The organism is Embleya sp. NPDC025285, from assembly GCF_055558835.1.
In genome coordinates this window covers 24,238-44,670 of record NZ_JBVHLU010000089.1, presented here as the reverse complement: position 1 = coordinate 44,670, position 20,433 = coordinate 24,238, and the positions used below count along the sequence as shown (strand labels likewise).

Sequence of the window (20,433 nt, the reverse complement as noted above, 5' to 3'; positions counted from 1 at the left end):
GGCGCCCCCCTCCCCCTCTCCCCCTGTCTCCTTTTTTGCTCTTCCTTTCTTCCCCCCCCCCCCCCCCCCCCCCCCCCCCCCCCCCAGACACCCACCCCCCCCCCCCCCCCCCCCCCCCCACCGAGGCACCCACCCTCGCCCACCGCATCGGCGCACCCCGCTGCGTCACCCTCGTCCGCGCCCTCGCCCACGCGTTCGCACCCCATCACGCCGTCGATCACGTATCCGCCGGCGCGCCGGCCCCAGCTCGCGCAGTAGTCGCCGAGGTCCTGCGGGACGCCGTGGCCGAAGTTGTAGCTGCCGTAGTCGTAACCCCGGCCCGGCAGGTGACCGTGGGACATGGGTGGGCCGGCCTGGTCGTAGCCTGCGGCCGGATTATCGGGTGCCGGCTCGTGGCTCGGCGCCGCCTCGGAGGCAGGCCGGTCGTAAGGGAATGCCGGAGACAAGTGGGACTCCCTGGAAAGTCGCGTGCCGCGCATGCGAAGAAGACGGATCCAGGCGAATCGACGCGCGGTGCCCGGGACGGGCGGCGACGTCTTCCCCACCCGCCCGGGATCCCGTTGACGGCGGCAACCTACCCCGAGCGGTTGGCGATTGACAGAGGTTGTTCACGCGCGAGCGCGCTCCCGGCCGGGAGGCGGAACCCCGGAAGCGAACAACCGGCCCGGAGCAGCACGGAAGCAACGAAGCACCGACATTCCTGGGCGTACGGCTGCGTCTTCCGTGCCTCGGCGCCGAGGTGGTCCCGGTGGTCCCGGTGGTCACTCCAACTCCCGTGCGGATCAAGCGCGAGTCGTTGACGACGGATCGGATCGGGATACCGCGTTCCGCCTGCAGGTTCGGCCCATGTCCTCTGGGTGCGTTCATGCATGATGACGGGATGAACCATACCGACCAGCGCTTCCACGTCATCGTGCTGTCGAACTTCGCGAAGGGCTTCGACAAGTACGCGTTCGCTTACGGGAAGGAGGGAATACCGGAGAGTACCTACCCCGACCGGTTCCACCTGCTGACCCGTGCGGAGTTGGGAATCGGCATCGGCAAGGCGCGACGCTTGCTGGACCGTCTGGCCATTCCGGGCGATCGGCTGCTGGTGCTGGAAACCACGGTGGACCCCGACAAGCTGATACCCAACGTGTCGACAGGCCTCGGCACGGAACTGCACGAGGCTCGCATCCGGTTGTCAGCAGTCCACGAACTCGACCAAGTAGGCAACGAGTTCACTCTGCGTCCGACAACCGTCGAGGATGCGATGGCGGCCTCCCTGCACCTGCACGAATCGGCACAGCGTCGCTACGCCGACACGCGACCGCGCACGGTTTCGCTTCTGCCGGTCGCCTCCGCCTGCCAGGCCCGGTGTTCGTTCTGCTTCTCCTCGGCTTCGATCTCCAGCGACCAAGCACCGGCACGGGTCCCGTGGGACGCGGTCGCCCACTGGCTGGAGCGCGCCCGTGCGGCGGGGGCCGAGCGTGCAGTGATCACCGGCGGCGGGGAGCCCACGCTCATACCGTTCGAACAGCAGTTGCGACTGGTGTCCGCCTGCTCGGCGGCCTTCCCGAAGGTCGTCCTGATCACCAACGCGCACACTCTGGCAAGGGGCGGGCACGCCGACCGAGCCGACCGCCTCGCAGCCCTGAGCGCCGCAGGTCTGAGCGTACTGGCGGTCTCCCGGCACCATCAGGACGACGCCGTCAGCGAGCGGCTGATGATGCTGCGCACGCCGGTGAGTTCTGTGATCGACACCTGGCGCGTGGGACGTGACCGGTGGCCGGGGCTGCGGATGAGGCTGATCTGCGTGCTCCAGCACGGCGGCGTCGCCGACGCGGCCGAGGTCGCCGACTACCTGTCGTGGGCCGCGTCTCTCGGTGTCGAGGAAGTCTGCTTCAAAGAGCTCTACGTATCCACCAGTACCGAGTCGCTCTACTTCGACCGCGCCGCCAACGTCTGGAGCCGAGAGCACCAGGTATCGCTGTCCATCGTCACCCGGTTCGCCGAGCAGCACGGCCTCGAACTGGCGAGCCGCCTGCCCTGGGGCGCGCCGGTCTACCACGGCAGCTGGGACGGACAGCCGATGCGGATCGCCGCCTACACCGAACCCAGCCTGCTCTGGGAACGCACCAACGGCATCGCACGCAGCTGGAACGTCCTGGCCGACGGACGCTGCTACGCCTCGCTGGAAGACCGGGCCAGCGAAATCGTGCCGGAAGGTGCGACGGCATGAGGTTCGACGAGTTCCAGGAATTCCGGCAGCGGCAACTCCGTGCTTCCTCGTCGCTTCTGGACGCCGCCGAGACCAACGTGTACCGGGCGCTTGCTCCGATGCGACCGGAACCGCCGACCGACATGAGCACGGTGCACCGATGCGATCTCGCCCGTGCCTGGCTGCGGCGCTTCGAGCTGCCGGAAGAGTGGTCCGGCCACGCCATGGTCTGTCGCGGGGTCCGTCACGGGCTCGGCGTGGTGTTCCACCGGCTGCGCGCCGTGCAGGCGCGGTTGTGGCTGCCCAGCGACGTGTACCCGGTCTACTTCGAGCTGGCCCGCGCCGCGGGCCTGGCGCCCGCGTCCTACCCGACGCTACCCGCGCCGGTCCTGCCGGGGTCGCCGGCGTACCACCGGCCCGAATACCTGCTGCTCGCCAACCCCAGCAAGCCGCTCGGCCGATACCTGTCCGATGCCGAGTGCGCCGCGGTGATTTCGTGGTTGTGGGTATCACCACACCGCCGCCTGCTGATCGACAGCGTCTACGACCTGGGAGCCCCGCTCGCTGCCGGCACACGGCGATTGCTGGACACCGGTGGTGCGGTCCTGCTGCATTCGGTCACCAAGGGATGGCTGTGGCCACGTACGTTCGGCGTGGTCCTGCTGGGTCCGGCGCAAGCCGAATTGGCCGAAGCGTTCCGGGCGGATCCGCCGACGTCGGCACAGCTGAGGCTCGCCGACCGTCTGCTGACCGAGCACAGCGACGTGCCCCGGCAGGTCGCCGACGAACTGGCCGCACGGGCTGAGCGGCTGTTCGAACGGTTGCCGGACGAAGTGCTCGGGGCGATTCCCACGGCGAGCCGCACTTGTCCCGGCAACTACTTCTTCCCGGTTGAAATCCCAGCGGAGACGCTCCGGCACGAGTGCGGCGTGCTCGCCATGCCGGTCGGCGTGTTCGGGGAGAGCAGTTGGTCCGGCTCCATCCTGACCAGCCTTGCCGACGCTTTCGGCCCGACGCCGGCGGTGGCACGATGAGCCGGCCCAAGCCGGCCGGAGTGCGCGTTGGGTTCCCGGTGCCTTTCTCGATCGGGCAGGTCAACTGGGACCCGTCGGATCGGGGGTCGGCGCCGGCCCGCCGGAGGCGATCGGTGCGCGACCGTTTTCGGCTGATCCTCGGATGAGGAAGCGGATCCACCGGGCGGCGCGTGCGGCGGCGAACCCCACGAGCACGCCGATCAGTGCCGGAGCGAGATCGGCGGCGGGAAGAGTCTCGGTGCCGAGCAGTTCGCGCAGCCACGGGACGTACACGCCGGCCAGGCCGAGCGCCGCGGAGGCGAGTACCGCGATCGGCAGTGACGGGTTCGCCCGGGTGAGCAGCCGGGTGCGCAGGCCCGTCACGACGCCGAGTTGGGCGCCCAGCAGGGTCAGGAACAACAGGGTCTGCCACCCGCGGCCGGTGTGGTCGGCCCAGGTGCCCACGGCGAGACTGATCGCGGTGACGACGACGCCCAAACCGAGGACGCGTTGCCACAGGCCGTCAGCGAGGATGCTCTGCTCGGGCGGGCGCGGCGGGCGGTGCATGGTGCCGGGGTCGACCGGTTCGGCGCCCAGGGCCACTCCGGTGAGGCCGTGGGTGAGCAGGTTGATCCACAGGATCTGGCCGGCGACCAGTGGGATGGGCATCCCGAGGGCGGGTCCGATCAGCATGATCGCGATCTCCGCGATGCCGCCGGAGAGTGCGTACAGCAGGAAGCGGCGGATGTTGTCGTACACCCGGCGCCCTTCCTCCACGGCGGCGACCACGGTGGAGATCTCGTCGTCGGCCAGCACCACGTCGGCGGCCTGGCGTGCGACTTCGGTGCCCCGCTTGCCCATCGCGACACCGATGTCGGCTCGTCGCAGCGCAGGCCCGTCGTTGACGCCGTCGCCGTTCATCGCGGTCACGGCGCCGCGAGTACGCCACGCCTGGATGATCGTCAGTTTCTGTTCGGGGGTGGTCCGGGCGAACACACGGGCGGAGGTGAGGTCCAGGGTCGAGTCGGCGCTCATGTCGGCGCCGGTCAGGACAGTGGCGCCTCGCTCACCGATGATGCCCAGGCGCAGCGCGATGGCGCGGGCGGTGGCGGGGTGGTCGCCGGTGATCATCACGGGGGTGATGCCGGCGGCGCGGCAGGCGGCGACGGTGTCGCGGGCGGTGCTTTTGGGTGGGTCGGCGATCGCGATCAGGCCGAGCAGCGTCATGCCCGTCTCCGCCGACTCGGCCGGCTCCGGCAGGGTTTCGAGCCGGCGTGTCGCGAAGGCCAGGACGCGGTAGCCCGCGGCGGCCAGTTCGTCCGCCGCATGCCTGGCGATGCGCAGGCCGGTCGCGTCCGTCGTGAGGAATCGTGAGGTGAGCACGACTTCGGGGGCGCCTTTGAGGAATGCCCGCAGGCCGTCGTCCGGGTCGTGGTGGATCGTGGTCATGCGCTTGCGCACACTGTCGAACGGGGCCTCGGCCAGCCGCGTATGGCCCTCACGCAGGCAAGTGCGTTCGAGGCCCGCCTTGCCCGCCGCGGCGACGAGTGCGCTCTCGGTGGGGTCGCCCAAGGCCCGCCATTGGGTGTTGTCGGTGTCCGGAGGGACCAGTGTCGCGTCGTTGCAAAGCACTGCGGCAGTCAGCAGATCGCGAATGTGCGGGACGGCCTCGGCGTCGACCGCTGAGCCGGCGACGCGGAGTTGTCCGACCGGGCCGTATCCGCTCCCGGTGAGTTCGGCTGTTCCTGTCGGCGTCCACAGCCGCTCGGCGACCATGCGTCCTTCGGTGAGGGTACCGGTCTTGTCGGTTGCCAACACCGTCACCGAGCCCAGTGTCTCCACCGCCGGCAGATTGCGGACGATGGCGTGTCGGGCCGCCATGTGCCGGGCGCCCAAGGCAAGTCCGAGCGTTACCACCGCGGGCAGCGACTCGGGCACGGCGGCGACCGCGAGGCTGATCGCGGTGATCGCCATCGCCTCGATCGGTTCGCCGCGGAGCAGGCCGAGGCCGAACACCACCGCGCACAACGCGATCACCGCGACCGCGAGCACCCTGCCCAAGTGCGCGAGCCTGCGCTGCAACGGTGTGGGGCCCGGGTGTTCCCGCATGAGCACGGCGATCCGGCCCAGGGCGCTGTTCGAACCGGTTGCGATCACTTCGACCACGGCCCGGCCGCGGAGCACGACGGTGCCCGCGCCGAGCAGGTTTTCCGGCTGTACCTCGCCGGACGGGTCCGGGGCGGACTTGTCCGCCGGCATCGACTCGCCGGTCAGCGCGGACTCGTCGACGAGCAGGGCCGACCCCTCGGCCACGCACGCGTCCGCAGGAACGACGTCCCCCTCGACGAGGAGCACGACATCCCCCGGAACCAGTTCCGCGGCGGTGAGTTCGCACTCGATTCCGTCACGGCGGACCCGAACGCCGGGGGCGGCCAGATCGGACAGCGCGGTCACCGCGTGGTCGGCTCGGATCGCCTGCGCCACGCCCACCACCGTGTTCACCATGACCACGACGAGGATGATGGCGGTATCGGCGAAGTCGCCGGTCACCGAGGTCAATACGGCGGCGGCGAGCAGTACCAGGACCAGCGGATCCCGCAGTTGTGCCACCACTCGCGCCCATACGGGTGTCTGCTCGGCTCGTTCGATGGTGTTGGAACCGCACTCGGCGCGTTTGGTCTGCGCTTGACGCGTGGTCAGTCCCGTTGCGGACTCCGTGGGTCGGGTCGGGGGGTACCGGGCCTGTGCCTTGTGCATCGTTGTCCGCCGTTCCGAGGGGATGCAAGGTGGGTCGGGGCGAGCCGATCAACGCTGCGCAGGTTCCCGGTCGTCGTGCGCGCCGGGTACGACGACCAGGGGGCAGTGGGCGCGATGGATCAGTCCTTGGCTGACCGAGCCGAGCAACATGCCCCGGAATCCGCCGAGTCCGCGGCTGCCCACGACCAGGCACAGGGCGTGCTCGGACGCCCGTACGAGGGTGGCGACGGGGTGGCCGACCAGGACGTCCCGGGACACCGCGACCTCGGGATATTTCTCGTGCCACCCGGCGAGCGTCTCGGCGAGCCGGATCCGGCCCTCCTGCATCTCGTCCGGGATGGAGATCCCGCTTATCAGCCCGGCGAAGGGCTGCCGGACATGCAACGCGAGCAGCGGGAGAGCGCGTACGGAAGCCTCCTCGAACGCGTACGCCACCGCCGTCTCGGACCGCCGGGCCCCGTCCACCGCGACGACGATCCGCCGCGTGTCGACGCCCGCCGGCTCACCCGCCCGCACCACGACCACCGGACACGAGGCGTGCGCGGCGACCGGCACCGCGATGCCACCGGTCGTCATCAACTCCTTCGCCGAAGAGAGCTGTCGCGACCCAAGGACGAGCATCGCGGCTGTACGGGCCCGATCCCGCAGTACATGCGTCGGTTCGCCGTCGACCAGGTCGGTGTCGACCTCCAACCCGGGGTGTCGGTCCGTCGCCAGGACGCGGGCCTCGTCGAGCGCAACTTGCCCCGCGTTGCGGAAGCGGCCCGGCCAGGTCTGCGGGTACGCGGCGCCCCTGGCGTCGCGGTCGATTCCGAGCGGCCAGTCCAGGGCGTGCACCAGAAGCAACGGGAGCTTCCGTCGCGCCGCTTCGTCCGCCGCCCAGGCGATGGCGAGCTTTCCACCGTCGGTGTTCTCGACACCGACGATGATGGGCGGCAGTCCTCCGTGCGCCGTCATGGGCACTCCAATCGACCAGGGCCGACGCGATGTCGGCGCGTTCGAACTGTGCTCCATCGGAGCGTGCCGACAAAGGACCGGTCGGCCCCACCGAAAGGACCGATGGTCCCCTCGGCCATCGAACTCGGCTGCCCCGAGGGAAGTTCGGTGGCAGCCGCCGACGAGGGGATCCCGTCGGCGGCCCACTTCGCAGTGTCTTGCCGCACTTGCCCACGGGTGGGGACGATGGGCCGCCGTTGCGCTCGGCCTCGACGTGGCGGGCCATCGCCCGCTTCATGTGGTGCGGGAGTCGGGTGTCCTTGAACTCCGCCCGGGCCGATCGCGACGGTTCGACCGTCCGTTGTCGAGGCCGTGTCACGGGTCGTGTCGTCTTCGATCCGGTCGCGCGGCATCGGCGTCTCCCGACGGGGTGCGGCCGGCTCGCAACGTGCGGGCGATGTCGTCCGCCCAGGCGTCGATCTCGCCCCAGTCGCGATAGTCGCCGTAGTGACCTCGGAGCATGCGATAGAGGTTGCGCCCGAACCAGGGGAGATCGTCTTTGTCCAGCGCCCCTGCGAACACGTGGTGTTCGTGGATGCGCATGACCTCGCGGAAGCACGCGACCTGTGCGGGCTCGGGGGTGCGACGACCGAGTCGGCCGGCGACGATTCGGGTGAGGCCGACGCTGAACAGCCATCCGGGCCGTCCGTCGAGGTCGGCGGCGTGGCCGCGCAGGAACGCCTCCGCGGGCGGCAGCCAGCGACCATTGCGGATGGCACTGCCCAGGACGAACGCGTCGTAGCGTCGTGGGTCCGTGAGCGCACTCATGGGCGCGGTCTCCGCGTGTACGCCGTCCTGTTCGAGCAGCGTGGCGATCCGGTGCGCTATCTCGTGCGTGGAGCCGTGAACGCTCGCATAGCCGACGAGAACGATCACCGCGTCACCTCCCTGAGGCTGTGTCCACCCACCATCTCTCCACGTACGACCACACGGCAGGGCCGATCGGCCCTTCACAGTTGTCGTTGCCTCGATCTGCGAACGCCCCGGCACATTTCGACGCTGACGCTGTGGGTCAATTCGGGTCCTCGCGTGACGTACGGCCTTCAAGACGGCGGTTGTGGTCCTGAGGGCCGACGCGGTCGTTTGGGAGGGTGTCGATGTCGATGCAGCCGAGGGCTCACGGGGAGATCCCGGTCGAGACGGTGCGGGTGGCGTGGGCGGCTTTCCCGAAGGGAAGCCCGGCTATTCGGATCCGGGACGAGTTGGGTGTGCTGTTCGCCGACGAGCGGTTCGCGGATCTGTTTCCGCGCTCGTGGGAAACCCACCCGGTCACCGGGTCGGCTCGCCTTGGTGCTGGTGTTGCAGTGCGTGGAGGGGCTCACCGATCGGCAGGCCGCGAACGCGGTACGGGCGAGGATCGACTTCAAATACGCGCTCGAGCTGGAACCGAGCGATCCGGGCTTCGACTTCTCCGTGTTGTCGGAGTTCCGGGACCACCTGATCGAGGCGGCTGCCGGACGCTTCCGACCCGGATGGACTGGACGACACGCCCGTCGTCACCGACACGGAGTCGCGCAACGTAGTCGACCCCGCATTTCGCGCCCCGACGGACCGTTTGCGGCGTGACGAGCCCCCTGCAGCCGGCCCCTCGAAGACCGCGCCATAGCCCGGGAGTAAAGAGTGACCGCGCACGAGGGCGCGCGAACAGGGGGCGCCGATACCCACCATGCGGGCCCGGCGCAGTGAGGCGGGGCGAGCCCCCGGCGCAAACGTCGTGGAGGAATCCCCCACGTCGGAGAGCGATCCCCGTGATCCATTGCTGTTCGAGGGCGAATGCGTGTGGACTGTGACGGCAACTGCCCAGAAGAGTGACCGCAGTTGGGCTCGACGATGTCCTGCGGGGCGGCTCGAGGCCACCCCGCTCATCTGGTTAGTGGCGAAACGGTAGTTCGCGGTCAGGTGTTTCGTACCAGGGTCGTTGCTCCACCCGGCCGTCCTCGTCCACGGTGACGGTGAGTCCGAAGCGGTCCGTGTTCGACTTCCCGGCGGCGTCCCACCGGTGGTAGGCGGCTTGGACCTCGGCCCACAGGTGGCGGGGCCCGGCCTCGCGCGCCTGGGGATCGTAACCGTCGCCGAATGCGGCTACGGCGATGGACGGGCCCCTGCCGGTGTCGGCGCCGTAAAGCCACAGGTTCGTACTCTCCGCGCCGTGGACGAGCCGCGGTACGCAGTGCGGGACGTGGAGTCCAATGACGAACTCGGCAGGCTCGTACAGGGCCCCGGTGATGTCGGTGATGTCAATGTCCGGCTCGGACATGCGCGCGGTCGCCGTCCAGTCGGGCGGGAACGGCGACTGCGGGTAGCGGGCACGCTGGGACCGGAGCTTCATGAATGCGAGTGGCGTGGTGAACGGCCCGGACGCCCGGCCGGGGTCGGTCACGGTCAGCACCGCGGTCCAGTCGTACGTGGAGTAGTCGGTGCCCCAAGGCATGACGATCACGCCGCCGGGGCGGGTTTGTTCGATCCACGCGGCCGGGGTGCGCCGTACCCCGGCCGTGACATGTACGCGGTCATAAGGCCCGTGTTCAGGGTGTCCGAGCGTGCCGTCGCCGGTGACGACGGTGACGTCCCGGTGCCCGGCTTGGGAGAGGTTCTTGCGGGCTTGTTCGGCCAGGTCGGTGTCGAGTTCGATCGTGGTGACCCGGCAGCCGCGTGCGGCGAGTAGCGCCGCGGTATATCCCGTACCGGTGCCCACCTCGAGGACGTTTTCGCCGCCGGTGATGTTGAGATCGCCGAGCATGCTCGCGACTGCGGACGGCATGGACGCGGACGACGAGGGGCTGTTTCCGGGCTCGTCGCCGGTGTGGTTGCCGTCGTCCCATTGAGTAACGAGCGCGTTGTTTCCCTGGACAGCTTCGTCCCAGGTGTCCCGGCCGTGGCTGCCGCTCCCGGTGCGATCGATGACTGTCGTGTACTGGCTGCCGTCCCATGCCCAGATGCGATCGGGTGCGAAGTCCGCGCGGTCGACTCCCTCGAAGGCACCTTTCCAACCGTCGGGAAGGGCGTCCACGTCGGCGAGGACACGCGCAATGCCGGCGGGCGCGGTCACTTGTCGTCGCGATGCCGGCCGGGACCGGGGGGCGTGTTGCCGTCGGGATGGTCGTTGGGGCCGGTTGGCTTCGGATCGGGCACAGGCTCTTGGAGCGGGGCGGGGCCCTTTCCTCGGTTTCCCATACGTGCCTCCCTCGGCGCCGGCGACCGAACCCCTCGGGCGCCGTACGGGTGTCCCTCCTTCGCAACATACGGGCGATACGCACGGGCGTCAATCACGATCAGCTAGGAAGCGGCGACCCAACGTCATCGTGTGAGTCAACGACCAGCCGGGCGCCACCGACCTGTCGGCACTCCCGCTCAACTCTGATGAGCCCACGAATCCGTGGTTGTCCACCGTTACCGTCGGGGTCGGCAAGTACGGTGACACAAACGAGGATGCCCCCCATGGGCCGGGGGGGCATCCTCCCTGGAGCTGTGGTTATGCAATCGACGCTATGCAGGCCGCAAACGCGTTCGGTTCGAACATCAGCGCGGGGCCGGCGGGAATCTTCGAATCCCGGACGGCGATGGATCGCCTGGGCAGCGGGGCAACTTCCACGCATTGGCTGTTGTTGCCGGTGTAAGAACTGGTGCGCCAGGGAGCCCCGGACAGCTCCGTGGCATCGTGGACGTAGGCGTGGCTCATGTTTCTCACTTTCTTTCGGTCGATCAGACGAGGCTGCTGATCAACGTGCGACTGTCCTCTGGGCTGAGGGCCGCGTTTTGCAGCTCGGTGAACAGCCTTCGCAGGTGGCGTAGTTCGAGCGGTGCTGTGATGGCTGCTGCTCCACTCACCGATTCGCCGAACGCCAGGTCCTTTTCGCCGTAGGGCATCTCGTACACGTTGAACGTACCCGTCTGCGTGCCGTTTTCCCCAGCCGCGTAGGGGATGACCTGCACGGTGACGTGGTCCAGGCGGTCAACGACATCAAGGAGGTGGCGGATCTGACCTTTGTAGACTTCCGGCCCGCCGACGACGAACCGCAAGGCTGCTTCCGTCACGATCGCCTCCAGTCGAAGCGGGTGATCGCCTTGTAGGCGCGCCTGCCGCCTCATTCGAACCTCGGTGAGGGCATCGACCTGACCACGGCCCAGGTCCGCTGAGCCCATGGCGTTGACGGAGAAGGCGTATTTCGGCACCTGTAGCAGGGCCGGAACCAGAACGGTTTGATAGTCAAGGCAGCCCATCGCCGCGGATTCAGCTTCGAGCAGGCGTGCGTATGCGTTGCCGACGTTGTAGGGCGTCCACCACGGAGCCTCGGCCTCGCGCGCCTGTTGGCGCAGCGACTCAAGGGCGGCGACCTGTTGCTCGTCAAGATCGTACTCCTTCGCGAAGGATCTGATCAGCGCGCGCGTTACGATCCGCTTCCCGTTCTCCAAGCGACTGATGTGCGCTCCGGAACATCCGAGTTTCCCGGCGACCTGCGCACCTGTCATCTCGCTGTCTATCCGGTGCTCGCGGAGGAGTTCCCCAAGCCTGCGGCGGGCGTTCCCGGTCGTAGTCAGCATCAAGTCATCACCCTCGAAAGCCTGTTCGCTGCCTCACTTCGGATCGATTCGAGTCTGAGGCTAGTGGCCCGCTCGCGTCACGTGACAGCGTCTTGGTAATTCTTGGTAAGTACCGGTAAGGGACTTGGTCGGCTTGACCATGCGTCCACGCCCGGACGACTCTATCGAGCGTGACGGAACGCACTTCTCCGCTCACACAAGATCATCGATCTTCGGCGCGGTGAGTCACCGTATGCCGTTCTCCGACATGCCCTGAGCACCATTCAGCAAGGGGAGTTCCTGCCATGTCCACCCAGTTCGAACTGTCGGACCAACCTGCATCCTTGGTCAAACTGCCGATGTCGCGGCAAGCGCCGGGGCTGGCCCGCGTACACATTCGCGGCGTATGCCACGCGGCCCGCATGGACGACGAGCAGACCAATGCCGCAGTGCTGGTGATTTCCGAGTTGGTGACCAACGCGGTCAGCCACGTAGGTTCGGGCATGGTGACGGTGGAGTGGATACGGCGTGACGATCTTCTGCTCATCGAGGTCGGGGACGAAGCACCGCACAAACCCCCGCGCCTTCACCTGATGACCGGCGATGATGACGAGCACGGCCGTGGACTGCCGCTGGTCATGATGCTGACTCGGCAGTTCGTCGTGCTCCGTCGTGACCGAGAGCCGGGCGTCGCCTCGCAAAAGATCATTCGCGTCGCCTTCGATTGCCCGTAAACGGGGAACGATTGCTGCCTCGCGCAGCCGGCCTGGGCCGGCGAGTCGTGAGCCGGCGACCGAAGCGCCCGACAGTCTCAACATCCCCCCGACTACGAGCCGGTCATCGCCGGTACCGCTCGCCCCGGGCGGTACCTGCCCGTTCCTGTGTCGCGCGTTTCCGAGGGGCGCGCGACACGACCCGGCCTCCGGGGATGGGCCAAAGCATTCCCGGCGGCCAACCACCGGCCTTCCCGGCCGGGATGTGCGGCAGCACCGCGAAATCCGCGTGTGGCCACCGCAACGACTTCCGCACCCGACGCCCTCCGACGATGCAGGGCGCACGGGTCGCGGGCTCCTCACACACCCCGGGTGAGGCTGCGCCAAGTCCCCGGCCGGGAAAGGCCTTTGGGGCACGGCGCGGCCGGGTGATGCGGTCTTGAGGATCGCCCGCATCGCCCGCACCACACGAGAGCCGCGCGTCCGGTTCCGACGCGCGTCCGTTTCCCCGGCCACCCCCGCTGCCGGTGCCCGTCCGTCCCATCCGTGGCTGCCGCCGGCGCAGGCCGGGCCGTTGTCCGCCTTGGCCGAGGTGGGCAACCGGCGAACGTCACCGCCACCGGCCCGGCCGTGGTGTTCGCCGTCCCAACCATCAGTCCGTGATTCGTCTGGAGTGTCATGAACCAGCTCAACCCGCCGGAGAAGTCCGGCCGAAGGAATGTCCGGGCGGCGAGGAGGTCTCCCCTGGCCACCACCCTCGCCCTGCTCCCCCGCCTGCGTGCATGGGCCGAGGGCGGCGCCTTGTCCGACGCGCGTGTGGCGCGGGTGTCGTCCGTGTTCGGTGAGGACTGGTTGGGCAACCTGGCACCCTTCGAGTGGAGCACCGCGGCGCCCACCGTGGGAGTGGGCGCGACCACCTTGAACCTGGGCGCCGAGGGGATCGGCCGCCTCGACGGGGCGTTTCGCCTCGCGCTGACGGTCGAGTCGATCAACGACGGCACGGCGGTGCTCGCCCGTTCGCGCGAACTCGCGCTGGAGTTGGCGGTTTTCGCCGATCAGCGCCGCGCCGGCCTCGCGTGTGCCGCCCATCTGCCCGCCGACCACCCCGGTCGGTCGTTGATCCCCCCGGGCAGCGTCGAAGCCGCCTTGGCCCTGCCCGCCGAAACGGTGGTGTGGTCGATGGGGCCCATGGACATGCGTGTCGAGGAGTCGGGGAGCCCGTGGCTGCTGGGATGCGGAATGGTGCCGGCCTACGGGCCGTTCGGGGCGAACCTGGCCGATGTCGTCACCCTGCTCGGACGCCACGAACTCACCTGCGACGCGCTGCGCGAGGCCGTGCGGCACTACAACAAGGGCCTGACCGCCGTTCTCGGTGACGGCGCCCCGTACCTGACCGAGGGCAGGTTCGCGGTCCTGCTGGAGATGGCCGCGACCGGCCCGGTCGCCTCCGACGCCTGCGAGTCGGAGAGGTGGGCCGCCGTGCGACCGGACGGATTCGACGTGCTCGTCGGTCTCGGTCTGACGAACCTGCCGACGCCCGGGGGCCGGTCGTGAACCACCCGAAGGCCGTCGAACCCGACGTGCGGATCTCCAAGTATCCCAAGCACGGCAGGCGTCACGCCGGCGACGCCAAGCAGTACCACGTGTCGGTCCCCATCGGCCGCGGAACCATCCACGGCCTCACCGAGGTGCTGAGCCTGACCCCGGCGGAAGCCGAGGCGGCCGTACTCGGCCTACTGTGCGAGTTTCCGGTCGCCGCCGCCGGCCGGGTCACCGCCGCATCCCTGGCCCGACTCCCCGACACGCTGGAGACAACGCCTCTCGACGGCGACGAACTGATCCAAGCCGCCATCCACGCGGTGAACGCCGCAGCCAGGCTCGCACCGCCCGGGAGCAGTCGCCGCTTACGGGAGGCCATGGCCTCCACACTCGGCACGCCCCCGCTCCCGGCACCGGACGGGAGAACACGATGAGCGCCCCCAGGACCCGGCCATACCTCGCCGGGTACCCGGAATGCGTCCCCCGAGAGACGTTCCGCCCGTTCCTTCCGCTCGCCCACTCGGTCAACGCCGTGTACGTCCCGCACCCCGCCAGGCCCATCGTGGTGGCGTGGCGGCACAACATGTTCGACGCCTCGGGCCGGCACATGATCCTGTCCGAGCCCCGTCACCTGACGAAGCCGGAAGCCCTGCACTTCTTCCGGGAGTTGCGGGACTCACTGGCGGCCGCGGGCTTCACCCCCGAAGAACTCGGACTCTCGGCATGATCGTGACCAGCGGGAAACCCGCGAGCACCACCGCCTCGGCAGCCTCCTGGCCCCACCACGGATTCAATCGGCGCCGCCGACGGCTGATCGCCATCGAGGGCGGCCCCGCCTCCGGCGTGACCTCGGTCGCCACCCGCGTCGGGAGGGCTCTGGGCATCACGGCCATGGCGTGCCCCGACCCCCGGTTCTCGGAACTGGCCTGGGATCACAGCCTGCTCAGTCCCAACGCCCGCACCCGGATCTGGCAGGCGGCCCTGACCTGCGCCGCGGAGAACCAGGAACTCCTCACGTACGACACCGTGGTGATGGCCGGCTACACCGCAACCGCGATGGCGGCCCTGTGCACCGATCTCGCCTGGGACACCGACGACCCCAGCGACCGGGTCGCCCACATGCGTGACCACCTTCCACCCGCGCACCTGACGATCCACCTGCGCGTGAGCCCGAACGTGGCACGCCGCCGCATGCGCACCGCCGCCGACCCGTCCGCGCGCTACCTGCACCTCGTGGCCTCCACCCCGGCCCTGACCGAACGCCTACAGGCCCAGGCCCGGATCGCCGAACTCTTCCCCGGCCCGGTCGTCGACACCGACGAACTCACCGCCGAGGAGGCCGCCGCAGCCGTGGCGTCCCTCATCCGCGAATGGCCCGGCCACACCCCACCGGCCCCAGTGGAGGCGCAGTGAACGCGCAACCACGCGCACCGGAGCCGATTCGCTGCGTCTCGTACAACATCCGCGACGGCGGCGGCGACCGACTCGCGGCCCAGATCGAGCTGCTCCGGGTCATGTCCCCCACGCTCCTGTGCATACAGGAGGCCAAGGAGTGGGACGCCGGCATGGGCAGGACGATGTACGCGTTCGCGAACGCCTTGGGCCTGGTCGCGGCCCCGCTCGCGTTGTCCGACAGCCACCGCTGCCACCTGGCGATGTTCTACGACCCCACCCGGCTGCGGCCGACGGCGTACGACCCTCGCGCCGACCAGGGCACCGCCCATCACCGCTTGGTGAAGGCCGAGTTCGAGACCACGGGCGGGATCGCGTTCACCGTGCTCCACACCCACCTGGGCCCGTTCAGCCCGGCCAAACGACTCGAAGAGGTCGGCTGGTTCACCGAGGCCGGCGGCACCGGCCACCGCACCGTCCTCCTGGGAGACCTCAACACCCGCCCCCTGCGCCGGGGCCGCCTCGACTGGAGCCTGATGCCGCGCCACCTGTGGTCACGACATCGCTCCGCCCGAGGCAACCGCTTCGCGGATCGGCTGGTGCGCCGGTGGTCCGGAGACGACCATCGCGCCATCGCCGAGCTGACATCGGCGGGATTCCGCGACCCCTACGACATTCTCGGCATCCCCCACCCCATGACCGTCGGCCACTGGTCCCCGGACGAGCCCCAACGCAGACCGGTGGTCTACGGCCTCGTGGCCCAGGACATTGCCGACTGGGTCGAAAACGCCTGGACCGACGACTCCCCGGCCGCGCAAGAAGCCTCCGATCACCTGCCCTTCGTCCTCGACCTGCTGATGCGAGCCCACGCGTGACGCCCACCCGCCGACCGCGCATCGGCCCTCTCGCCGTAACCGGCGCCGTCGCCCTGACACCGCGGGGTCGAAGGGGCGCGACAAGTGCACTCCGGCCCGGCCGCCGCCCCGCTTGCCGAAACCACCACGAACCGGTCCCCGAAGCGAGAGTCTGAACCCGGGGCATCGGTCATCGAACCCATCACCCTCGAAAGGCAGGAGCGCACCATGGCAACCGCTGTGGAATGCCCGACCCACACCGCCGAACACGGACTCCGCTTTCTCTGGCTCGACATCACCCGCCGATGTCAGGCCGGCTGCGGCCACTGCTACAACTCGTCCGGACCGAGCGGAACCTCGGGCGACATGACCCGCGAGGACTGGCTGAACGTCCTGGACCAGGCCGCCGAGATGGGCGTGCAACAGATCCAACTCATCGGCGGCGAACCCCTGCTCCACTCCGACCTGCCCGAACTGGTGGACCACGCTCTCGACCTGGGTCTGACGACCGAAATCTTCAGCAACCTCATCCACGTCCGCAAGCGAATGTGGCCCGTGCTCCGCAGGCGCGGCGTAACCCTGGCGACGAGTTTCCACAGCGACGACCCCGCCGAACACCGGGCGATCACCCACCACGGATCCCACGGGAAGATCGTCGACAACATCGCGAAGGCCCTCCGCCTCGCCATCCCCCTGCGCGTGGGCATCATCAAGACCCGCGACGACCAACGGATCGCCCAGGCCGAGGCGATGCTGCGCGCCATGGGCGTGCAAAGCATCGGCATCGACCATCAACGTGCCATCGGCCGCGCCGCCGGAGGCGACACCGACGTCGCGTCCCAACTGTGCGGACACTGCACCCGGCGACAAGCCGCGGCCCTGCCCGACCGAACCGTCGCAGGCTGCACCATGTCCGCCGGGCTCGGCAACGGCGGCAACGTGCACACCTCACCCCTTACCACGATCCTCCACAGCCGGCCTTGGCAGGCCATCGCCGAACGCGTTCCGCCGCCGCGCGCGAGTGCCTGCGCGCCCGAGACCTGCACGCCCAAGGAAGACTCCTGCCAACCCTCGCCCGGCATCGACCCGTTCGACGCCCCGGGCGGCGAAGCGTGCGTGCCCCAGACGTGCACATCCAACGAAGACTCCTGCCAACCGTCGTCCGGCATCGACCCGTTCGGGCCGTCGCACGGAAAGAGGACCCCATGAACTGGCGAACCCACGCCGCGACACTGGCCGAACGGGTGACGCGCCCTTCCTCGCGCTGGCACCAGCCGATCGCCGGCACACCCCGCCACGTATTCGCGCCTCGCTGGTGGCAGTACATCCCCGACCGGGGATGGACCCTGCGCGACGGTGCCGCACACCCCGACCTGTGGCAGCGCCTGTACCAGGACCGCACGTTCGTCACACGCATCGGCCCCCTGCACGCCGACCACGCCGCCGAAGACGACCACCCCACGGGTCTGCCCACCTCGTCTTCAACACTGCCGACCCTGATCGTGGCGATGTACCGCCACGCCCTGATCGACGACGGGAACGACGTCCTGTGCGTGACCGGCACCGGCTACGGCACCGCCCTGCTCACCCGCCGCCTGGGCGAGGGTCACGTCACGAGCGTCGACGTGGATCCGCACCTGGTCGACGCGGCCCGGGGCCGGCTCGCCTTCGTGGGAGCCGCCCCCACGATGCTCGTGTGCGACATCACCGGGCCCCTGCCCGGCCGCCACGACCGCATCGTGTCCACCGTCGGCCTCCCCGGCATCCCCTCAAGTTGGCTCGCCAACCTCAAGGAGTGCGGCCGACTGGTCACCAACCTTGCCGGAACCGGTCTGATCATCGCCGCCGACAAAACCCCCGATGGCGGGGCCAAAGGCCAAGTCCTTCCCGACCGCGCGGGCTTCATGGCGACACGCACCGGAGACGACTACCCGCCCTCACCCGACACCGGCCCCGCCTGGACCGCCGACGCCGACGACGTCACCACCGGCCGATACCCCGTCGTCCGCGTCGACGAGTCCTGGGAACTGAGATCCGCTCTCGCACTCGCGGCCCCCGGCATCGAACACGGCTACGACGAGGACACCGACGGCGTACGCACCGCGGTCATGGTCCACGAGGACGGCTCGTGGGCACGAGCCACCGGCCGACGCGGCGAAGCCCCCACTGTCCACCAAGCCGGCCCACGACGCCTGTGGGACGCCCTGGACGACATCCGCCACCGCTGGCTCTCCGACGGAGGGCTCCCGGAGTACGGGGCCGGTGTGACCATCGCCCCCGACGGCACCATGAACATCTCCCGCGGTCGGTGGAGCACGACGATTCCACCGGCCCCGCAGAGCACAACGGCCGTGTAGCCGCGCCCTGTTCGGGAAAGGAGAGGCGACCTGGAAATATCCCCGAACGACCACCTCGATCGTCCCGACAACCACGTCGGAGACCGAAGAACCCGTCGCCTCCCCTATCCCCACCCACAGTCGGCGGACACTCCCGCGCCACGCCCGCTCGTCATCGACGTCACGCTCATCCTCGACCGCGAGGACGACGCGATCCTGCTGGGCGAACGCCACGGTGAACATCACCCGCTCCCGCCTCGGCCGCTTCGGCCGCTTCGCCCGCCAAGGCGTCCTCACTCAGCCCGGACGCGGCCTGTACCAGAGACGGATGTAACGGCCTCTCAGCGGGCTGGGATCGGCACGGTCGGCGGCCGCCACTCTCGCCTGATCAACCCGAACACCCACGTGTCGGATACCTCGCCGTTCACGATGCATTCTTCCCGCAGCGTCCCTTCACGCACGAATCCGATCTTCTCCAGGACCCGGGCAGATGCCACGTTGCGCGTATCGGTCTCGGCCTGAACTCTATTCAGGTCCAGTGTGTCGAATGCCCACTGCAGCAAGGCGTGCGCGGCTTCCGTCGCGTAGCCGTGGCCCCACACAGCATCGTCGAGGCAGTACCCCAACGACGCGCTGCGGAAGTCCGGATTCCAGTTGGTCAGACCGCACCAGCCGACGAACGCCCCGTCAGAAGCACGGTCGATGGCCACCCGCGCCCCGGCGCCTTCGTCCGCTATCTTCCGGCACATAGCGATGAAGCGGTCAGCGCGGGCCCGTTCGATCCACGGTGCGGAATCCCAGAAGCGCATCACGAGGGTGCTGCTGTGCAGCGCGAAGAGGAGATCCGCATCGGCGTCGGTGAAGGGTCGCAGTCGCAGGCGAGCGGTGTGCAGCGAGGGAGTGGCCAAAGTCATGCGCACCATCGTGCGTCCTCACGGGCCGCGCAGAACACCGAATATCCGACCCCGCTCCGGTCCTCACGACCAAGGCACCACCCACCGGAAGCGGACTCAACGCCCTCGCAGGGGCGAACCGTTTGCGGTCCACGGCTGGTAGGACGGCTTCGACGGCGGGTCGTGGTTCTCACCGACCATCCGACTTCGCGTCGCAAGGACGCCGGATGTCGAAGTCATCGGAACCGCCCGCGCCGCCCCGGCTGCGTGGATTTCACGCTGGGCGCCGATCCGCTGGAGCCCGGCTGCTGGAGCCGGGCTGCTGGAGCCGGGCTGCTGGAGCCCTGCTGCTGGAGCCGGGCCGGATCAACGTCCATGAACGCCGGGAATCGGACGCTGCGCCGGAGCGGTTCCGCGCGTCGGGCCCCAGTAGGGAGCAGTCGGCCGCGGATGTTGATGTCAACTCCCGGAACCGATTGTCCCCTTGCGGACGCGGAAGCGGAGCATCGTCACGGCACCCGACCTGATGGTGCTGAAAGGTTCCAGGTCGATCCTGCCGAGGCCCGGGGGTGAGAAGCGGACACCGTCGCCGAGCAGGACCGGCAGGACGTACACCAGGACCTCGTCGACGAGTCCGCGCTGCAGGCACTGGGCTGCGACGTCGGCACCGAGGATCTCCAGGTTCCCGCCGCCCGCGGCACTGCGTGCCGTGGCGACGGCCTCCTCGATGTCACAGGTGAGGAACGTGACGGTGGGGTCCGGCTCGGTGGGAGGTTTGTGCGTCAGGACGAACTGTGGTCCGCCGTCGTAGGCGGTGTCCTCGTCGGACATGCCCTTGGCGACGTCGTACGTACCCCGCCCGACAAGCATGGCTCCCGTGGCCGCCATGACCTCCGGGAACATGTCGTCGGACAGGTGCTCGAAGATCCAGTCCATCGCGTGGCCGGGACCGGCGATGAAGCCGTCCAACGACATCGCCCTGTTCACGACCACTTTGCTGGTGCTGGTGTCGGTCTCAGTGCCGGTGCGCACATCACCCATGCGTCTTCTCCAAGGATTCAGCAGGCTTGAATCTGGATCGTAGTCCGGCCGACGACTGTTGGGGGGCCGGTCCGGACCGCAGGCGGCGAGATCGGCGCCGGCAGTTCGTACCCCGACCGACACTGCGTGTGGGCCGAGCGAGCGGGACCGCCGGCGTCTCGAACAGCGCCTTCAACGG

Annotated in this window: 18 protein-coding genes and 1 pseudogene; 11 read left to right on the top strand and 8 right to left on the bottom strand. The window is 69.1% G+C overall.

Annotated features, from left to right (window positions below; genetic code table 11):
- The first annotated feature begins 880 nt into the window (after positions 1–880).
- Positions 881–2,221, top strand: coding sequence for a radical SAM family protein (locus ACZ4FV_RS39905; RefSeq protein ID WP_465325587.1), 1,341 nt, complete (start codon positions 881–883; stop codon positions 2,219–2,221).
- Entirely contained in the window at positions 2,218–3,234 is a 1,017-nt protein-coding gene (locus tag ACZ4FV_RS39900; protein WP_465325585.1) for an aminotransferase class I/II-fold pyridoxal phosphate-dependent enzyme, read from the top strand. The genes ACZ4FV_RS39905 and ACZ4FV_RS39900 overlap by 4 nt, the downstream gene beginning before the upstream one ends.
- Positions 3,235–3,294: 60 nt before the next feature.
- Here ACZ4FV_RS39900 and ACZ4FV_RS39895 read toward each other — a convergent pair whose 3' ends face one another.
- The 3 genes from ACZ4FV_RS39895 to ACZ4FV_RS39885 form a co-directional block, all read right to left on the bottom strand.
- On the bottom strand, positions 3,295–5,970 hold the full coding sequence (locus tag ACZ4FV_RS39895) for a cation-translocating P-type ATPase (RefSeq protein ID WP_465325583.1): 2,676 nt from the start codon (positions 5,968–5,970) through the stop codon (positions 3,295–3,297).
- 48 nt (positions 5,971–6,018) lie between these two features.
- Positions 6,019–6,927 (bottom strand): universal stress protein, encoded by a 909-nt coding sequence (locus ACZ4FV_RS39890; protein WP_402235703.1) that lies wholly within the window; start codon positions 6,925–6,927, stop codon positions 6,019–6,021.
- 354 nt (positions 6,928–7,281) lie between these two features.
- Complete coding sequence (locus ACZ4FV_RS39885) at positions 7,282–7,842, bottom strand: flavodoxin domain-containing protein (RefSeq protein WP_402235700.1); 561 nt, start codon at positions 7,840–7,842, stop codon at positions 7,282–7,284.
- 221 nt (positions 7,843–8,063) lie between these two features.
- On the opposite strand from ACZ4FV_RS39885, the pseudogene ACZ4FV_RS39880 reads away from it, so the two are divergent.
- Positions 8,064–8,427: pseudogene (locus tag ACZ4FV_RS39880) on the top strand (transposase); the annotation flags it as partial.
- Positions 8,428–8,836: 409 nt separating this feature from the next.
- Here ACZ4FV_RS39880 and ACZ4FV_RS39875 read toward each other — a convergent pair.
- The 3 genes from ACZ4FV_RS39875 to ACZ4FV_RS39865 form a co-directional block, all read right to left on the bottom strand.
- A complete protein-coding gene (locus ACZ4FV_RS39875; RefSeq protein WP_402235698.1) occupies positions 8,837–9,976 on the bottom strand; it encodes a methyltransferase domain-containing protein in 1,140 nt (379 codons plus the stop codon).
- Positions 9,977–10,438: 462 nt separating this feature from the next.
- The gene (locus tag ACZ4FV_RS39870) at positions 10,439–10,645 is read right to left on the bottom strand and encodes a DUF397 domain-containing protein (protein WP_402235695.1); all 207 of its coding nucleotides are present in this window, start codon (positions 10,643–10,645) and stop codon (positions 10,439–10,441) included.
- 23 nt (positions 10,646–10,668) lie between these two features.
- Entirely contained in the window at positions 10,669–11,508 is an 840-nt protein-coding gene (locus ACZ4FV_RS39865) for a helix-turn-helix domain-containing protein (protein ID WP_402235694.1), read from the bottom strand.
- Between the two features lie 284 nt (positions 11,509–11,792).
- Here ACZ4FV_RS39865 and ACZ4FV_RS39860 point away from each other — a divergent pair, with 284 nt between their 5' ends.
- From ACZ4FV_RS39860 to ACZ4FV_RS39825, 8 genes are all read left to right on the top strand, one after another.
- Positions 11,793–12,221 carry an ATP-binding protein gene (locus ACZ4FV_RS39860; protein ID WP_395868466.1) on the top strand — a complete coding sequence of 143 codons (429 nt, stop codon included), beginning with the start codon at positions 11,793–11,795 and terminating at the stop codon, positions 12,219–12,221.
- Between the two features lie 657 nt (positions 12,222–12,878).
- Entirely contained in the window at positions 12,879–13,754 is an 876-nt protein-coding gene (locus tag ACZ4FV_RS39855) for a hypothetical protein (protein WP_402235692.1), read from the top strand.
- Positions 13,751–14,173, top strand: coding sequence for a hypothetical protein (locus tag ACZ4FV_RS39850; protein ID WP_465325577.1), 423 nt, complete (start codon positions 13,751–13,753; stop codon positions 14,171–14,173). Before ACZ4FV_RS39855 ends, ACZ4FV_RS39850 begins: the two co-directional genes overlap by 4 nt.
- Positions 14,170–14,466, top strand: a complete 297-nt coding sequence (locus tag ACZ4FV_RS39845; RefSeq protein WP_465325575.1) for a hypothetical protein — start codon at positions 14,170–14,172, stop codon at positions 14,464–14,466. The genes ACZ4FV_RS39850 and ACZ4FV_RS39845 overlap by 4 nt, the downstream gene beginning before the upstream one ends.
- Positions 14,463–15,152, top strand: coding sequence for a DEAD/DEAH box helicase family protein (locus tag ACZ4FV_RS39840; RefSeq protein WP_465325573.1), 690 nt, complete (start codon positions 14,463–14,465; stop codon positions 15,150–15,152). Before ACZ4FV_RS39845 ends, ACZ4FV_RS39840 begins: the two co-directional genes overlap by 4 nt.
- On the top strand, positions 15,149–16,006 hold the full coding sequence (locus ACZ4FV_RS39835) for an endonuclease/exonuclease/phosphatase family protein (protein WP_465325571.1): 858 nt from the start codon (positions 15,149–15,151) through the stop codon (positions 16,004–16,006). Before ACZ4FV_RS39840 ends, ACZ4FV_RS39835 begins: the two co-directional genes overlap by 4 nt.
- A gap of 207 nt (positions 16,007–16,213) precedes the next feature.
- The gene (locus tag ACZ4FV_RS39830; protein ID WP_465325569.1) at positions 16,214–17,194 is read left to right on the top strand and encodes a radical SAM protein; all 981 of its coding nucleotides are present in this window, start codon (positions 16,214–16,216) and stop codon (positions 17,192–17,194) included.
- Positions 17,191–18,342 carry a protein-L-isoaspartate O-methyltransferase family protein gene (locus tag ACZ4FV_RS39825; RefSeq protein WP_465325567.1) on the top strand — a complete coding sequence of 384 codons (1,152 nt, stop codon included), beginning with the start codon at positions 17,191–17,193 and terminating at the stop codon, positions 18,340–18,342. The genes ACZ4FV_RS39830 and ACZ4FV_RS39825 overlap by 4 nt, the downstream gene beginning before the upstream one ends.
- A 320-nt stretch (positions 18,343–18,662) precedes the next feature.
- Here the strand turns inward: ACZ4FV_RS39825 and ACZ4FV_RS39820 are convergent, their stop codons facing one another.
- Entirely contained in the window at positions 18,663–19,235 is a 573-nt protein-coding gene (locus tag ACZ4FV_RS39820; protein ID WP_395868873.1) for a GNAT family N-acetyltransferase, read from the bottom strand.
- A 438-nt stretch (positions 19,236–19,673) separates the two neighbouring features.
- A complete protein-coding gene (locus ACZ4FV_RS39815; RefSeq protein ID WP_465325565.1) occupies positions 19,674–20,255 on the bottom strand; it encodes a dihydrofolate reductase family protein in 582 nt (193 codons plus the stop codon).
- Positions 20,256–20,433: the final 178 nt, after the last annotated feature.

Bases quoted from the DNA above. Each gene is read 5' to 3' on its own strand.
- ACZ4FV_RS39865 (WP_402235694.1), bottom strand. From the start codon at position 11,508: ATGCTGACTACGACCGGGAACGCCCGCCGCAGGCTTGGGGAACTCCTC.
- ACZ4FV_RS39870 (WP_402235695.1), bottom strand. From the start codon at position 10,645: ATGAGCCACGCCTACGTCCACGATGCCACGGAGCTGTCCGGGGCTCCC.
- ACZ4FV_RS39830 (WP_465325569.1), top strand. From the start codon at position 16,214: ATGGCAACCGCTGTGGAATGCCCGACCCACACCGCCGAACACGGACTC.
- ACZ4FV_RS39895 (WP_465325583.1), bottom strand. From the start codon at position 5,970: ATGCACAAGGCACAGGCCCGGTACCCCCCGACCCGACCCACGGAGTCC.
- ACZ4FV_RS39860 (WP_395868466.1), top strand. From the start codon at position 11,793: ATGTCCACCCAGTTCGAACTGTCGGACCAACCTGCATCCTTGGTCAAA.
- ACZ4FV_RS39825 (WP_465325567.1), top strand. From the start codon at position 17,191: ATGAACTGGCGAACCCACGCCGCGACACTGGCCGAACGGGTGACGCGC.
- ACZ4FV_RS39900 (WP_465325585.1), top strand. From the start codon at position 2,218: ATGAGGTTCGACGAGTTCCAGGAATTCCGGCAGCGGCAACTCCGTGCT.
- ACZ4FV_RS39890 (WP_402235703.1), bottom strand. From the start codon at position 6,927: ATGACGGCGCACGGAGGACTGCCGCCCATCATCGTCGGTGTCGAGAAC.
- ACZ4FV_RS39815 (WP_465325565.1), bottom strand. From the start codon at position 20,255: ATGGGTGATGTGCGCACCGGCACTGAGACCGACACCAGCACCAGCAAA.
- ACZ4FV_RS39845 (WP_465325575.1), top strand. From the start codon at position 14,170: ATGAGCGCCCCCAGGACCCGGCCATACCTCGCCGGGTACCCGGAATGC.
- ACZ4FV_RS39905 (WP_465325587.1), top strand. From the start codon at position 881: ATGAACCATACCGACCAGCGCTTCCACGTCATCGTGCTGTCGAACTTC.
- ACZ4FV_RS39820 (WP_395868873.1), bottom strand. From the start codon at position 19,235: ATGACTTTGGCCACTCCCTCGCTGCACACCGCTCGCCTGCGACTGCGA.
- ACZ4FV_RS39855 (WP_402235692.1), top strand. From the start codon at position 12,879: ATGAACCAGCTCAACCCGCCGGAGAAGTCCGGCCGAAGGAATGTCCGG.
- ACZ4FV_RS39840 (WP_465325573.1), top strand. From the start codon at position 14,463: ATGATCGTGACCAGCGGGAAACCCGCGAGCACCACCGCCTCGGCAGCC.